Annotated in this window: 11 protein-coding genes; 6 read left to right on the forward strand and 5 right to left on the reverse strand. The window is 70.4% G+C overall.

Annotation, left to right across the window (positions count from 1 at the left end):
* Positions 1-224: 224 nt before the first annotated feature.
* Together V5F67_RS16185 and V5F67_RS16190 are read right to left on the reverse strand one after the other, a co-directional pair.
* Positions 225-698 (reverse strand): phasin, encoded by a 474-nt coding sequence (locus tag V5F67_RS16185; RefSeq protein WP_394016777.1) that lies wholly within the window; start codon positions 696-698, stop codon positions 225-227.
* 207 nt (positions 699-905) lie between these two features.
* Positions 906-1,445, reverse strand: coding sequence for a phasin family protein (locus tag V5F67_RS16190; protein WP_394016776.1), 540 nt, complete (start codon positions 1,443-1,445; stop codon positions 906-908).
* Between the two features lie 201 nt (positions 1,446-1,646).
* Here V5F67_RS16190 and V5F67_RS16195 point away from each other — a divergent pair, with 201 nt between their 5' ends.
* From V5F67_RS16195 to V5F67_RS16220, 6 genes are all read left to right on the forward strand, one after another.
* Positions 1,647-4,031 carry a PAS domain-containing protein gene (locus V5F67_RS16195; protein WP_394016775.1) on the forward strand — a complete coding sequence of 795 codons (2,385 nt, stop codon included), beginning with the start codon at positions 1,647-1,649 and terminating at the stop codon, positions 4,029-4,031.
* A 316-nt stretch (positions 4,032-4,347) separates the two neighbouring features.
* Entirely contained in the window at positions 4,348-4,584 is a 237-nt protein-coding gene (locus V5F67_RS16200) for a (2Fe-2S)-binding protein (protein ID WP_394016774.1), read from the forward strand.
* Between the two features lie 102 nt (positions 4,585-4,686).
* Positions 4,687-5,169, forward strand: coding sequence for a bacterioferritin (gene bfr / locus V5F67_RS16205; protein WP_394016773.1), 483 nt, complete (start codon positions 4,687-4,689; stop codon positions 5,167-5,169).
* 366 nt (positions 5,170-5,535) lie between these two features.
* Entirely contained in the window at positions 5,536-6,567 is a 1,032-nt protein-coding gene (locus V5F67_RS16210) for a Fe(3+) ABC transporter substrate-binding protein (protein ID WP_394016772.1), read from the forward strand.
* 95 nt (positions 6,568-6,662) lie between these two features.
* Positions 6,663-8,315 (forward strand): ABC transporter permease, encoded by a 1,653-nt coding sequence (locus V5F67_RS16215; RefSeq protein ID WP_445328507.1) that lies wholly within the window; start codon positions 6,663-6,665, stop codon positions 8,313-8,315.
* Between the two features lie 229 nt (positions 8,316-8,544).
* Positions 8,545-10,398 carry an AsmA family protein gene (locus V5F67_RS16220; protein ID WP_394016770.1) on the forward strand — a complete coding sequence of 618 codons (1,854 nt, stop codon included), beginning with the start codon at positions 8,545-8,547 and terminating at the stop codon, positions 10,396-10,398.
* 42 nt (positions 10,399-10,440) lie between these two features.
* Here the strand turns inward: V5F67_RS16220 and V5F67_RS16225 are convergent, their stop codons facing one another.
* The 3 genes from V5F67_RS16225 to thrC form a co-directional block, all read right to left on the reverse strand.
* Entirely contained in the window at positions 10,441-11,067 is a 627-nt protein-coding gene (locus tag V5F67_RS16225; RefSeq protein WP_394016769.1) for a GNAT family N-acetyltransferase, read from the reverse strand.
* A 236-nt stretch (positions 11,068-11,303) separates the two neighbouring features.
* On the reverse strand, positions 11,304-12,566 hold the full coding sequence (locus V5F67_RS16230) for a M16 family metallopeptidase (RefSeq protein WP_394016768.1): 1,263 nt from the start codon (positions 12,564-12,566) through the stop codon (positions 11,304-11,306).
* Positions 12,563-13,996: a threonine synthase gene (thrC, locus tag V5F67_RS16235; RefSeq protein ID WP_394016767.1), complete on the reverse strand. Its 1,434-nt coding sequence runs from the start codon at positions 13,994-13,996 to the stop codon at positions 12,563-12,565. The genes V5F67_RS16230 and thrC overlap by 4 nt, the downstream gene beginning before the upstream one ends.
* Positions 13,997-14,119: the final 123 nt, after the last annotated feature.

Genomic DNA, 14,119 nt, shown 5'->3' on the forward strand with positions numbered 1-14,119 from the left:
ACCTGCGCCAGGAGCGCAGGGCCCGTCAAGGGCGCGCACCGGTCAAGGAGGCGGCGACGCCCGATACCGGGGGGCCGATCCAGGCGGCGTGGCCGTCCCGAGAGCGCCGGGCTGAAACAAATCCGCCAGCGCAACGAAGCGCGGGCGGCCGGATTGTCGCGACGAGCCGGATTGTCGCGACGAGTATGCGCGCGCGGGCAGGCCTGCGCGACGATCGGCCGAAATCAGGCTGCGGGGCGGGCAGCCTTCTCGACCGTGTTCTTCAACGGCTCGGAGGTGTCGGCCGCAACCTTCTGGGCCAGCGCCGAGAGATCCTTGGCCTGGGTGGAAACGGTCTCGAACTGCTTGCGCGCGTGGCTGGTCGACAATTCCACGGCCTCGGCCAGGGTCTTGGAGGACAGGAGGGCGTTGAAATAGTCAAACGAGGAATTCATGTTCGCCTGCAGCGCCTCGAGCATCTTCACGTTGAACGTGGACAGGCCCTTGCTGGCGGTCGTGCAGCTGTCCTCGATGGCCGCGTTCACCTGCTCGGCCGAAGCCTTCAGCTTGTCGTAGTTCTCGCGGCAGGCGGCGAGACCCTTCTCCGCGACTTCGCGCATGGCCGGGGGCACCTCGAAGGCGGGCACCCCATTGGCAGAGAAGGCCTTTTTGGCCGCTTCCAACTGGTCCTGATAAGCCTTGATAAAGGTGTCGTTCATAGCATCCTCGGGTCGCTCGGGGGCGGCTTTGGGAGGACGGGGGCGCGTGCGGAACGGGTGGCGCAGTCGACCGTCCGGCAAGCGAAAGGCTCTACGCGACACGGCTCCGGGCGCTGGCCCTGACCCCGGAAAATTTATAAACGACGGGCACGTGCGGCGCAAAATCATTTTTGCGCCGCACAACATTTTAGGTATCTTGAAACCGCCCTATGGATGACGGTTGGGGTCGACGGCCTGCTCCGCTGCGCTCTTGGCGTCACGCATCGCGGTTTCGCCCATGGACTTGAAGTCCTGGGCCGCAGCCTGCGCGTTCTGGGCCGCGGTGGCGCTCAGCGTCTTCACCCGCTCGGCCAGAGCGCGGGCGTGCTCGTCGAGGGTGCGCACCGTGCTCTCGCCCAGCGCCTTGGCCTCGGCGCCGAGGCTCTTGGCCTGCTCCGCCACCGCCTGCATCTGGCTGGACAGGAACTCCGCCTGCAGGCTCATCATCTCCTGCGGGCTCTTGGCGGCCACCAGCTTGTGCAGGAAGTCAAAGCTCGCGGCGACGTTCGCCTCCATCAGGCCGATGGTCTTCTGGCGCAGATCCTTCATGGAGGTGCGCATCTCCTCCAGCCGCCCCTCCCCGTCGCCCACCGCGTCGCGCGCGCTGTTGAACAGGGTCTCGAAGGCCTGGCGCGCCTGGGCCACGTTCTTCTCCGCGATGGCACGCATCTCCGCGGGCAACTCCAAGTCCGGACCGATCTTCGTCATGGGCGTCACTCCTCGGGTTGGGGCCTGCGGCCGGCGGCCACGCGCCCAAGCAATCTTAGTATGCCCGGCCCGCTCTTCGGCAATATGAAAGAGGTCAATTTCGCCCGATTGCGGCGGCGTTAATCATTACCCGCCACAATAGCCGACCAAGCGAACCGGGCACCTGGCGGGAAATCCAAAGGTATTGGCGGACGACTGACGATGACGGAGACGAAGCCACGTCCCCTTTACCTGTCCGGGATGCGCCTGGATGCGCTGGCCGCGCCGTCGCCGGCCGCCTTCCTCGCGGATGCCGACGGCGCGCGTGTCCTGGACGCGAACGACGCCGCGGTACGGCTGGGCTTCGCTCCCGGACGGGTCGCGCCGATCTCGCTCGCCCGACTGCTCCGGGCGCACGTGCGCCCGGCGTCCATCCTGCCGCTGGTGCGCCTGCGTGCGCCGGCAGGATATCACGCCCTGACCTTCCGCCTGGTTCGCGCCGACGGCGGTGTCCTTGCCACCGCGCTCGACGCGGCAACGCCTCCCCCGCCCGCTCCTGGGCCGGAGCTGCCCCCTGTCAGCGCCGACCCGCCGCCGCTGCGCTTCACCTTCCAGTCGGACGCCGAAGGACGCATCCTCGCCGTGTCGGACGCGCTGGCCGAAGCGCTCGGCCCGATGGCGGGACGCCTCGTCGGCGCTACGCTCTCCGAGCTCGAGGCCCAGGATCTTGCCCGCGACACCGCCGCGGCGGCTACGGCGCTCGAACGTGGGGCGAGCTTTGCCGGCGCGCGCGTCACCATCGCTGGCAGCCCGCCCCTGGAGCTGGAGATCGGTGCCGCGCCGGTGCTCGGTGCCGGCCTGCGGCGCGGCGAGATGCGCGGCTTCGGCCTTGCCCGCCGCCGCCCGCGTCTCCATCTGCCGCCACCTTCGCCACCAGCGCCGGAGCCTGCGAAGGCCAAGGTGGTGCCGCTGCGCGGAGCCGGCGCCCTCTCGCCCGCCGAGCATTCGGCGTTCCGCGAGATTGCCCGCACCCTCGCCGCCGCCGTGGAGGACTGGCCAAAGGGCGATGAGCGCGTTCCCGCACTGGTCGGGGACGCGCCCTTCCTGTCGACGGAGGCGCCCGAGCACGCGCATGGGCCGGTGCCGCCCGATACCCTCGCCGCCGCCGATGCCCTGCTCGATCGCCTTCCGGTCGGGTTGCTGGTGGAGCAGGACGGCATGGCGATCCACGCCAACCGCACCTTCCTGAAGTGGAGCGGCCATGCCGATCTCCCCGCGTTCCAGGCCGCCGGCGGACTTGCCGCCGCCATCGAGCGCGGGAGCGACGGCGTGCTGCACCTCGTCACCGCCGCGAACGAACGCCTGCCGGTAGAGGTGCGCCTCATGGCCGCCCCCTACGGCGGGCGCAATGCGCTGGTCTATGTGGCGCGCCGGATCGAGGACGGCGCGCCCGCCGCGGAGGCGCGGGCGGAGGCCCTGAGCCGCGCGCGGCGCGAGGCGCTCGACCTCGTCCCCTGGCCCGTGCTGCTGCTGGAAGAGGACGGCCTCGTGCTGTTCGCCAACCGCGCCGCATTGGAAATGCTGGAGCGCACCGAGCGGGAAATCGTCGGAACACCCTTTCTGCCGCTGGTCGCGAGCGATGACCGGGAAGCTGCGGCGGAGGCGCTGCGCGCGGCGCTGGCCACGGAGCGCGCCATTCCAGGAGCGACCTCACCCGTCGACCTGACGATGCACGCGGGCGGAACCGAGCCTGCACCAGTGCGGGCTGCGGTGGCGCGCGGCGGACACGAGGACCGCCTCGTCTGCGTGGTTCTGGCGCCTCGGCCCGCCGCGCCCCCATCGGATGCCGACGCGCCAAGAGAAGGCGACACCGCGCCGGCGCCTCCTCCCCCAATCCTTGTGTCGGCGCCTCCCGAACTCGGACCGGCGCGGATCGCCGCCGTGGCCCGGCTGATGCGCGAGCGCCTCTCTCCCGCCCTGGAGACGCTGCTGCCGGCGGAAGGGGCGGCACGCGAGGCGCCCGCGGTGGGCCTCGACGCGCGCACCCGGGACGCGCTCACCACCCTGCGCGGCGAACTCGACGACCTCTGCGGCCTTGCCGAGCCGGAGGCGCCCGCACCTCTGATGTGCGACCTCGCGGAACTGGCGCGCGAGGTGATTGCCTTCCTGGAGCCCGCCGCCCGTCGGCGCGGTGTGCGCTTGCGCTTCGACCTGCCGGCCACCGCGCCGGTGGTGGCGGATGCGCCGCGCCTCGCGCGGCTGCTGCGCTTGCTTATGGAGGACGCGCTGGCCGCAAGCCCGGACGACACAGCCATCGCCGCCGCCATCCTGCCCGTGCCGGACGACTCCGGCGCGCTGGTGATCGAGATCGCCGATGGCGGGGCGCCGGTGGACGAGGTGGCGGCCGCCCGGGCGCTGGATCCGCTGGCACCGATCGGCGACGACGCCGGGCGGCACGGCCGGGACACGGGCCCCCTGCGCTTCGTCCGGCTGGCGCACGAGGCCGAAGCGCTGGGCGGCGCGCTTTCGCTGCGGCGCGGCCTCGACCACGGCAGGGTCGCATGCCTGCGCCTGCCGCGCGCACCTCGGGCCACCTCTTCGGCATAGCACGCGACCCAGGTGCGCCCCGGTTCGCCATGAGAATCGAGGCTGCGCCCTCGCGGCCGCGGCGGGCGCCCGCCGGTTTTGTGTTTTCGACGGGCTGCTTCATCTTCGGCCTCATTGGGGGCTGCCGAAGGAAACATGCTGTCTGCCGCCACAATGGAATTGCTTAAAAGTAGAACCGCTCGTTCTTTTCAAAGGCCTGCGCGACCACCATGTCGCATTTCTACGGAGTTGACGCGAAGCCGCCCGTTCTGCGAAATTGCCTCAAGTAGTGAGGCCTTTTTGGAATTGCTCTAAGCAAGCTGATCTGGATCAAACCATGATCGTGTGTTCATGCAACGTCTTTTCGGACCATCAGGTGCGTGACGCCTGCGCCAATGCCGGCAGCGTCCGTACTCCCGGCGAGATTTATCGCTGCCTCGGCTGCTCCCCCCAATGCGGGCGCTGCGCCCGCACCATCCGGGCGATCCTCGATCAGGTACAGGCGCATTCCTGCGCCTCCTGCGCCGAGGAATGCCCCGTCGCTGCCCTCACCGGACTGGTCGCCGCCGAGTAGCGCGACGATCTGGCAATATCTCCGGTGTTGCGATCAGATTAGAATTTATCTAAAATTAATTCGAGAAAACACAAGCCGCGGCGTCGGCGTCAGGAGTGAGCCATGAAGGGTGATCCGAAGGTCATTGAATATCTCAACCGGGGATTGCGTTCGGAGCTCACCGCCATCAATCAGTACTGGCTGCATTACCGCATGCTGGACAATTGGGGTTACAAGGCGCTGGCCAAGAAGTGGCGTGCCGAGTCCATCGAGGAGATGGTGCACGCGGACAAGTTCACCGACCGCATCCTGTTCCTCGACGGCTTCCCGAACATGCAGGTCCTCGACCCGCTGCGCATCGGCCAGGACGTGAAGGAGATCCTCGAGGCGGATCTCGCCGCCGAGGTGGACGCCCGCGCCCTCTACCAGGAGGCCGCCACCTATTGCGCCTCGGTCAAGGACTATCCCAGCCGCGACCTCTTCGAGGAGCTGATGGCGGACGAGGAAGGCCATATCGACTTCCTGGAGACTCAGCTTGATCTCGTCTCCAAGCTCGGCCTCCAGCTCTACGCCCAGCACCATATCGGCGAGCTCGACGAGGACTGATCTGCGCGTCTTCACGCAAGGCGTGACCCAGGCCCGGCCTCACCAGCCGGGCCTTTTTCGTGCGCCGGCGGTTCGATGACGTGGCGCGCCTTGCTTCCGGCGTGCGTCTCTCCCCGCCCCGCACCCGCCTCGCCCCTGACGGTTTCGCCAGCCCTTCCGGGCCGGGGCATAGCGGCCGCGACGTGCCGCGATACCAGAATGGAATCATACTAATTTGGATCGTCTCCAAAGTATTTCTTGGACTATTTCCAATCTTCGGCTTTCGCGCCCTTGATCATTGACCTTTGGTAAGCGCCAAGGTTAACGGGGCATGGCTGACGACTGCGCTCGACGCTGATCGGGCCGCAGCATTGCGGAGAGGACGCCATGGCCCTTCTGTTTCCCGCGCGCGCCGCGCTCCTCGCAACTGCGCTGGTCGCAGGCGCCGCGCTTCCGGCCTCTGCCCAGCAGGTGGTCAACGTCTACACCACCCGCGAGCCTGGCCTTGCCGCGCCGCTGTTCGAGGCCTTCACCAAGGCCACCGGCATCGAGGTGAAGAGCGTCTTCATCAAGGACGGCCTCGCCGAGCGCGTGAAGGCCGAGGGCGCGAGCTCTCCGGCCGATATCCTCATGACCGTGGACGTGGGCAACCTGCTCGACGTGGTGGATGCAGGCGTCACCCAGCCGGTGGACAGCGCCGTGCTGAAGGCCGCCATTCCCGCCAACCTGCGCGACCCGGACGGCAACTGGTTCACGCTCTCGCTGCGCGCCCGCCTCGTCTACACTGCCAAGGACCAGGTGAAGATCGACGCCATCACCTATGAGGGCCTCGCCGACCCCAAGTGGAAGGGCAAGATCTGCATCCGCTCGGGCCAGCATCCCTACAACGTGGCGCTCACCGCCGCCTATATCGTCCATCACGGCGAGGCGAAGACGGAAGAGTGGCTGCGCGGCCTGAAGGCCAATCTCGCCAGGAAGCCCGCCGGCGGCGACCGCGAGGGCGCGCGCGACATCCTCGGCGGCATCTGCGACCTGGCGCTGGGCAACTCCTATTATGTGGGCCTGATGCGCGCCGGAAAGGGCGGCGCCGAGCAGCAGAAGTGGGGCGACGGCATCGGCGTCCTGCTGCCCACCTTCGAGGGCGGCGGCACCCATGTGAACGTCTCCGGCGCCGCGGTGGCCAAGAACGCGCCCCACAAGGACGCCGCCGTCAAGTTCCTGGAATTCGCGGTCTCGCCGGCCATGCAGTCGGTCTATGCCAAGATGAACTACGAGTATCCGGTGATCACCGGCGCCGAGACCGACCCGATCATCGCCGGCCTCGGCCCGCTGAAGGTGGACCCGATCTCCCTCGTCGCCATCGCCAAGGCCCGCAAGCGCGCCAGCGAGCTGATCGACAAGGTCGGCTTCAACGACTGAGGCGGGGCCGGTTCTTGGCCCACGCCGCAGCGACCGCGCAGCGCCGCAAAGGACGCCTCCTGCCCCTGATCGGGCGGGAGGCGTCGTCGTTGTGGGTGTGGGGTGCCGGAGCCGTCGCCCTCGCCGTGCTGCTGCCGCTGATCGCCCTCGCGGCCATCGCCGCCGAGGGCTCGGGCGACCTGTGGCCGCACCTGATCGCCAACGTCCTGCCCAGCGCGCTGACGCAGACCTTCCTGCTGCTCGCGGGTGTCGGCATCCTCTCATGCCTGTTCGCCATCCCCTGCGCGTGGCTGGTGGCCAATTGCGACTTTCCCGGCCGCGGCCTGTTCGAGTGGGCGCTGCTGATGCCGCTCGCGGTGCCGGGCTACATCGTCGCCTATTCCTATCTCGACGTGCTGCATCCCCTCGGCCCGGTGCAGGAAACGCTCAGAGCCCTGCTCGGCATCGCCTCCCCGCGCGACTTCCGGCTGCCGGACGTGCGCTCCATCGGCGGCTGCGTGTTCGTGCTCTCGTGCGTGCTCTACCCGTACGTCTACCTGTCGGCGCGGGCGAGCTTCCTGGTGCAGTCGGCGGCGGCGCTGGAGGTGGCGCGCACGCTCGGCGCCAGCCGGACCAAGGCCTTCTTCAAGGTCGGCCTGCCGCTCGCCCGCCCCGCCGTGGTGGCGGGACTCACTTTGGTGCTGCTGGAGGCTCTCGGGGATATCGGTGCCTCGGAGTTCCTGGGCGTGCGCACGCTCACGGTCTCCATCTACGCCACCTGGGTCAACCGCTCGAACCTGCCGGGCGCGGCGCAGATCGCGCTCGTCATGCTCGCTTTGGTCCTGACGCTGATCCTCGCCGAACGGGCGGCGCGCTCGACCCGGCGCTTCGTCGCTAGCGGCACCGCGCGGCCGGCGCCGCCGGCGCGGCTCGCGGGCCTTGCCGCCGCCGGCGCCATCGCCGCCTGCGCCGTGCCGGTGGCGCTGGGCTTCCTGGTGCCGGTGGCGCACCTTGCGGTCTCCGCATTCCGGCGCGTGGCCGAGGCGGGCCCCTCCGCCACCCTGCCCGGCGAGGCCGCGACCACGGCTGTCATCGCCGTCGCTGCGACCGTGCTCACGCTCGGCGCCGGGCTGGTGGTGGCGCTGGCGCACCGGCTCGTGCCCTCGGCGCTCTCGGGCAGCATCGCGCGGCTGGCGAGCCTCGGCTATGCGGTGCCGGGCACGGTCCTGGGCATCGGCCTGCTGAGCCCCCTCGCCGGCTTCGACAACATGGTGGACGCCGCCATGCGCCAGAGCTTCGGCCTTTCCACCGGGCTGCTGATCTCCGGCTCCGGGGCGGCGCTGGTGCTGGCGCTCGCCATCCGCTTCCTCGCCATTCCCGTGGGCGGCATCGAGGCCGGCTTCGCCAAGCTCTCGCCGCATCTCGACATGGCGGCGCGCAGCCTCGGCTCGACCCGCGGCGCCACCGTCGCCCGCATCCATCTGCCGCTGCTGAAGCCGGCGCTGCTCACCGCGGCGCTGCTGGTGTTCGTCGATGCCATGAAGGAGCTGCCGGCCACCCTGCTCCTGCGCCCCCTCGGCCTTGAGACGCTCGCCACCCACATCTATGCGGAAGCGGCGCGCGGGACCTACGAGGATGGCGCGCTGGCGGCGCTCCTGATCGTGCTGGTGGGTCTCGGGCCGGTGATCCTGCTGGCGCGCCTCTCCGCCGCGGCGGCACGTTCCAGTGCCGCGCCGCGCCTTTCTCCCTCGCGTCCCGCGCGCGCCTGAGCGACGCCTCGGCCGCGCGCCGACGAGGCCATGAAAGGGACACAGAGGGGGGGAATCGTGCCGCCTCCTCCTGCTTGTGCTTCCGGAGGCTCGCGCCGATCCCCGGCCTTCCGCGCCGCGCACGGTGCCCGACCCGTTCTGACCGATCGATGAGGCGATGCTGAAACCCGGCGTACCCACGCGACGAACCCTTCTCATTGCGCTTGCCGCCTGCTGCGGGACGGCCGCCGTGATTCTGGTCGCCGCCTTGGCGCTGCCGCTGGTGATTCCGGCAGACGAGTTGCGCCGGGCCGCGACCCAGGCCATCACCGGCACCACCGGGCAGAAGGTGCGCATGTCAGGCGACCCGGCGCTGCGCCTCCTGCCCTATCCGCGCCTCAGCCTCGGCAAGGCCGAGTTCCCCCTGCCGCAAGGACAGTCGCTCGACGCCGAGAGCGTCGACGCGCAGCTCGAGCTCTGGCCGCTGCTGTTCGGCAAGGTCGAGGTGTCCGACGTCATCCTCAACCGGCCGACCCTCATCCTCACGGGCCGCGACGCGATGCCCGCCATCGCACTCTCGCCGCTGCTCGGCGACAAGAACCTCCCCGAGCTGCGGGTGCTGCGCGGCACCATCGCCCTGCGCGACGAGGACGGGCTGACGCGCGAGCTGGTCAGCAACATCACCGGGAGCCTCGACCGCATCCTCGACGGCAAGGGCATGGCCGTCGCCCTCGACTTCGACTGGCGCGAGAAGACCGTCTCCACCAAGATGCTGATGGAGGACACGCCGGCCTTCATGGCCGGGCGGCCGACCGTGACCCGCGCCTCGATCTCCGCGCGCGCGACGCGCGGCACCTTTCGCGGCGAGACCGCGCTGCTGCGCGACAGCCTATCCGCAGACGGCAATCTCAGCCTCCAGACCGACTCGCTGCGCGAGATCATGGCTTGGCTCGGCATCGAGGCTCCCACCAGCGGCGGCTTCGGCGCGTTCAGCCTCTCCGGACATCTGAAGACCGAGCGATCTCAGGTCGGCCTCACCAATGCGGTGCTCGATCTCGACAGCAACCGTTCCGAGGGGGCGCTGCTGGTCAAGTTCGGCGGCGAACGCCCGCTGATCCAGGGCACGCTGGCTGCCGACAGCCTCGACCTCACGCCCTATGGCCGCATGCGCTTCACCGATGCCGGCGGCCGGGAATGGGACCGCCGCACCATCGACCTCACGGCGCTGGAGCAGTTCGACCTCGATCTGCGCCTCTCGGCGGCGGCGGCGACTGCGGAGAGCACGCGCATCACCACGCTCGCCGCCAGCGCCGTGCTCTCGGGCGGGCGGCTCGCCTTGGCGCTCGGCCAGGCGCGCGTCTGGGGCGGGCGCGTCCGCGCCTCAGCCGTGCTCGCGCCGCGTCCCGCCGCTGTGGCGCCCGACCGCTCCGGGGTGGTGGTGCGCATCGAGGCCGAGTGCGCGAACGTCGCGCTGGAACCGGCGCTGGATGACATCGCCGGCTTCCGGCGCCTGGAGGGAACGGGCGACATAACCCTGAGCCTGGAGGGCGCCGGCCGGAGCATCCAGGACATTGCTCAGAGTGTCTCCGGCGCCTTTGCCCTCTCGGGCACGGACGGCGCCCTCGTGGGCTTCGACGTGGCGCAGGTGCTCCACCGCATCGAGCGGCGACCGCTCTCGGGCGGCGGCGACCCGCGCGGCGGACGGACCGCGTTCGCGACGCTCGACGGCAAGATCACGCTGGCGGACGGCAAGGCCGACATCGAGACCATGACCCTCGAAGGCAAGCGGGTGCGCCTGTCGCTGGCCGGCACCGCCGCCGTCGGCGCCCGCGACCTCGACCTCAAAGGCAGCGCCGCCCTCGTCAGTGCGAGCCAGAACGCCGCCGATCAGCCGCCCCTCGACCTGCCCTTCGTGGTGCAGGGGCCGTGGGACAGCCCGCTGGTGATCGCCGACCCGCAGAGCCTGCTGCAGCGCTCCGGCGCCGCCCAGCCGCTGATCGAGGCGGTGCGCAGCCGCGCCGGCGCGGCGGCCGTGCGGGACATCATCGAGAGCCTGTCGCGCCCGCCCGGCGCCGTCCCGGCCGCCAACACGCCCGCCAACTGACGCCTTCACCCAGCGGAGGAGCGCAGCGCAGGGGCGGATCGCCTACTGGGCGGCGCGCGGTGGCGCCTCGCGCACGGTTCCGGAGGCGATGGGGTCGCGGCGCAGGCGCGCAAACAGCAGGTGGTCCTCCCACACGCCGTTGATGCACAGATATTCCCGCGAGTAGCCCTCGCGCACGAAGCCGCAGCGCTCCAGCAGGTGGATCGACGGCGCGTTGGCCGGCATGCAGGCGGCCTCGATGCGCCGGAGCTGGAGCCGCTCGTGCGCCACCGGCAGCAGCGCCGCCAGCGCGGCGCGCATATGGCCCTTGCCCGCGAACGGCTCGCCCATCCAGTAGCCGAGGCTCGCCGCCTGGCACACGCCGCGCCGCACGTTGGAGAAGGTGAGCCCGCCGAGCAGCGCATGGTCGGCGCTGCGGAACACGAACATGGGATAGGCCTGGTCAGCGAGCATGTCGCGCGCATAGCGCCGCAGCCGCCGGGAGAAGGCGGCGCGGGTGAGGTCATCGGCCGGCCAGAGCGGCTCCCACGGCGTCAGGAAGGCGCGGCTGCAGGCCCTGAGATCGCGCCACTGGAGGAAGTCGGAGCCCTGCGGCACCCGCAGATAGACCCCCTCGCCTTCGACCGCCGGCAGGGGATCGGTGGAGAAGAGCGAGGTCAGCGGCCACATGGGAGAACCTCCCAGCGTAGCGCGCACGGCCCGCCACGGCCCGCGGCCGACCATCCGCATCCTGGCACGCCGGTTCCCGGCGCCGGACCCGGAACAACGAGGCCAGCGGCCGCGCCCCGGCCATCCAACGGGGCGCCACCTCGAACCAAGGACGATACTCCGTCCGCCATGTCCTCGCCCGGCCTCCGCTGCGAGACCGCCTCCCCAAACGCTCCGCCCCCGCCTGTTTCCCGCCGCTATCCCGCCAGACGTTCCACGATCCGCGCGGCCGGTTCAAGGCCCGCGCGCGGGCCGATGGCCGCAAGCGTCGGCCGCGCGCCCTGGATCAGGCGGCGGGCCGCCGCCCGGACTCTGGCGACGTCCACCGCGTCCACCTTCGCGACGATCTCCTCCACCGGAATCACCCGTCCGAAGCCGAGCATCTGCCGGGCGAGCTGATCCGCCCGCGCGCCCGAGCTCTCCAGCGCGGCGAGCAGGCCCACCTTCATCTGCGCCTTGGCCCGCGCCACCTCCACCTCGGTCACGGTGTCGCCGGTCTCCAGGATCTGGTCGATCACCGCCGCCGTGAGCTCGCCCACGTCGCCCTCGTCGGTGCCGGCATAGACGCCGAACAGGCCGGTGTCGGCATAGCTCCAGTGGAAGGCGTAGATGGCGTAGCAGAGGCCGCGCTCCTCGCGCACGTCCTGGAACAGGCGCGAGGACATGCCGCCCCCCAGTACGTTCGAGAGCACCTGGATGGCGTGGTATTCCTCGTCCTTGAACGAGCAGCCCTCGATGCCGATCAGAAGGTGCACCTGCTCCAGCTCGCGCGGGGCGAGATGGATGCCGCCGGCGTAGACGGCCGGCATCTGCAGCGCCGGCCGCTCGCCCGACACCGAGGCGAGGCGCGCGCCTGCCTCCTCCACCAGCCGGTCGTGATCCACCGCCCCCGCCGCCGCCACCACCATGCGCGGCCCGCGATAGTGGCGCAGCAGGTAGGTGGCGAGCTGCCCGCGGTTGAAGGAGCGCACCGTCTCCGGCGTGCCGAGGATGGAGCGGCCCACCGCCTGATCGGGAAACGCGCGCTCCTGGAAATGGTCGAACACGAGGTCGTCGGGCGTGTCCATCACCGCGCCGATCTCCTGGACGATGACGTTCTTCTCCCGCTCCAGCTCGTCGGCGGCGAAGGCCGGCTCGGTGAGGATGTCGGCGAGGATGTCGACGCCGAGCGCCACGTCCTCCCCCAGCACCCGCACGTTGTAGGAGGTCTGCTCCACGGAGGTCGCGGCATTGATGTCGCCGCCCACCTGCTCGATCTCCTCGGCGATGCCGCGGGCGGAGCGACGCTTGGTGCCCTTGAAGGCCATGTGCTCCAGAAGGTGCGAGATGCCGTGCTCGTCATGGGCCTCGTCGCGGGCGCCCGCGCCCACCCAGATGCCGAGCGAGGCCGTGCCGAGATGGGGCATGTCGTCGGAGACGACGGTGATGCCGTTCGGCAGCGTCGAGACCTTCACGCTCATGCGGCGGCGCCCGCGCCCATGCGGGCGGTGCGGGAGATGAACGCCTCCACGGCGGCGAGGTCGTTGGGCAGCACGCTCACGTGCTCCTTGCGGGTCATCAGGTCGGCCATGTGCGGCGGCAAGCCGGGCCGGATGCCGGTGGCCGCCTCGACCGCGTCTGGGAATTTGGCGGGATGGGCAGTCGAGAGCACCACCTGCGGCGCCGTGCGGGAATGCTCCACCTTGTCGGCCACCGCGAGGGCGACCGCGGTGTGGGGATCGGCGAGATAGCCGGCCTCCGCGAAGATGCGAGCGATGGTCTGGGCGGTCTCCGGCTCGTCGGCGCGGCCGGCGGAGAAGTCGGCGGCGATCGCCGCCTGTGCCGGGCGCGGCAGCGAAAAGGCGCCGGACTGGGCGAGCGAGGCCATCAGCTCGCGCACGGTGGCGGCATCGCGGTCCAGCGCCTCGAACAGCAGCCGCTCGAAGTTGGACGACACCTGGATGTCCATGGACGGCGAGGAGGAGGGCTTCACGCCCTTCACCTCGTAGCGCCCGGTCTCCAGCGTGCGCGCCAGGATGTCATTGACGTTGGTGGCGATGGAGAGGTCGGCGATGGGCAGGCCCATCTTCTTCGCCACCCAGCCGGCGAGGATGTCGCCGAAATTGCCGGTGGGCACCACGAACGACACCGCCCTGTGCGGCGACCCGAGCGCGGCGGCGGCATAGAAGTAGTAGACCACCTGGGCGACGATGCGGGCCCAGTTGATGGAGTTCACGCCGGCGAGCGCGAGGCGGTCGCGGAAGGCGTGATGGTTGAACATGGCCTTCACCATGGCCTGGCAGTCGTCGAACGTGCCCTCCACGGCGATGGCGTGGACGTTGGGCGAGGCGACGGTGGTCATCTGCCGGCGCTGCACCTCGCTGACCCGCTTGTGCGGGTAGAGGATGAACACGTCCACCGCGTCCGAATGGCGGAACGCCTCGATGGCCGCCGAACCGGTGTCGCCGGAGGTGGCGCCGACGATGGTGGCCCGCGCCCCGCGCGCGCCGAGCACGTGGTCCATGAGCCGGGCGAGCAGCTGCATCGCCACGTCCTTGAAGGCCAGGGTCGGGCCGTGGGACAGCTCCAGCACGAACCGGTTCGGCCCAACCTGCACCAGGGGCGCCACCGCCGGGTGGCGGAAGCCCGCATAGGCGTCCTCGATCATGAGGTCGAGCGCCCGGCGCGGGATCGAATCCGCCACGAACGGCGCGATCACCGCCTTGGCCACCTCCGCATAGGGCTTGCCGGCGAGCGCGGCGATCTCGTCCTTCGACAGCGTCGGCCAGGTCTCGGGCACATAAAGCCCGCCGTCGCGGGCAAGGCCGGCCAGCAGGGCGTCGGAGAAGGACAGAACGGGGGCCTCGCCCCTGGTGGACACGTAGCGCAAAGGGATCCTCTGGGATTGCATGCCGATAGGTGCGCTTCGCCAGACTAGACGCATAGGGCGCCCGGCGAAAGCGGGCTCGGGCGCTCCGCCGCCCGGCCGGAGCAGCGAATCCGGGCCAAAGTGACGGCGAACGGGCGAAACATG

The sequence above is a fragment of the Xanthobacter pseudotagetidis genome, assembly GCF_043194795.2.
Classification (GTDB): Bacteria; Pseudomonadota; Alphaproteobacteria; order Rhizobiales; family Xanthobacteraceae; genus Xanthobacter; species Xanthobacter tagetidis_A.

Bases quoted from the DNA above. Each gene is read 5' to 3' on its own strand.
- V5F67_RS16185 (WP_394016777.1), bottom strand. From the start codon at position 698: ATGAACGACACCTTTATCAAGGCTTATCAGGACCAGTTGGAAGCGGCC.
- V5F67_RS16190 (WP_394016776.1), bottom strand. From the start codon at position 1,445: ATGACGAAGATCGGTCCGGACTTGGAGTTGCCCGCGGAGATGCGTGCC.
- V5F67_RS16195 (WP_394016775.1), top strand. From the start codon at position 1,647: ATGACGGAGACGAAGCCACGTCCCCTTTACCTGTCCGGGATGCGCCTG.
- V5F67_RS16200 (WP_394016774.1), top strand. From the start codon at position 4,348: ATGATCGTGTGTTCATGCAACGTCTTTTCGGACCATCAGGTGCGTGAC.
- bfr (WP_394016773.1), top strand. From the start codon at position 4,687: ATGAAGGGTGATCCGAAGGTCATTGAATATCTCAACCGGGGATTGCGT.
- V5F67_RS16210 (WP_394016772.1), top strand. From the start codon at position 5,536: ATGGCCCTTCTGTTTCCCGCGCGCGCCGCGCTCCTCGCAACTGCGCTG.
- V5F67_RS16225 (WP_394016769.1), bottom strand. From the start codon at position 11,067: ATGTGGCCGCTGACCTCGCTCTTCTCCACCGATCCCCTGCCGGCGGTC.
- V5F67_RS16230 (WP_394016768.1), bottom strand. From the start codon at position 12,566: ATGAGCGTGAAGGTCTCGACGCTGCCGAACGGCATCACCGTCGTCTCC.
- thrC (WP_394016767.1), bottom strand. From the start codon at position 13,996: ATGCAATCCCAGAGGATCCCTTTGCGCTACGTGTCCACCAGGGGCGAG.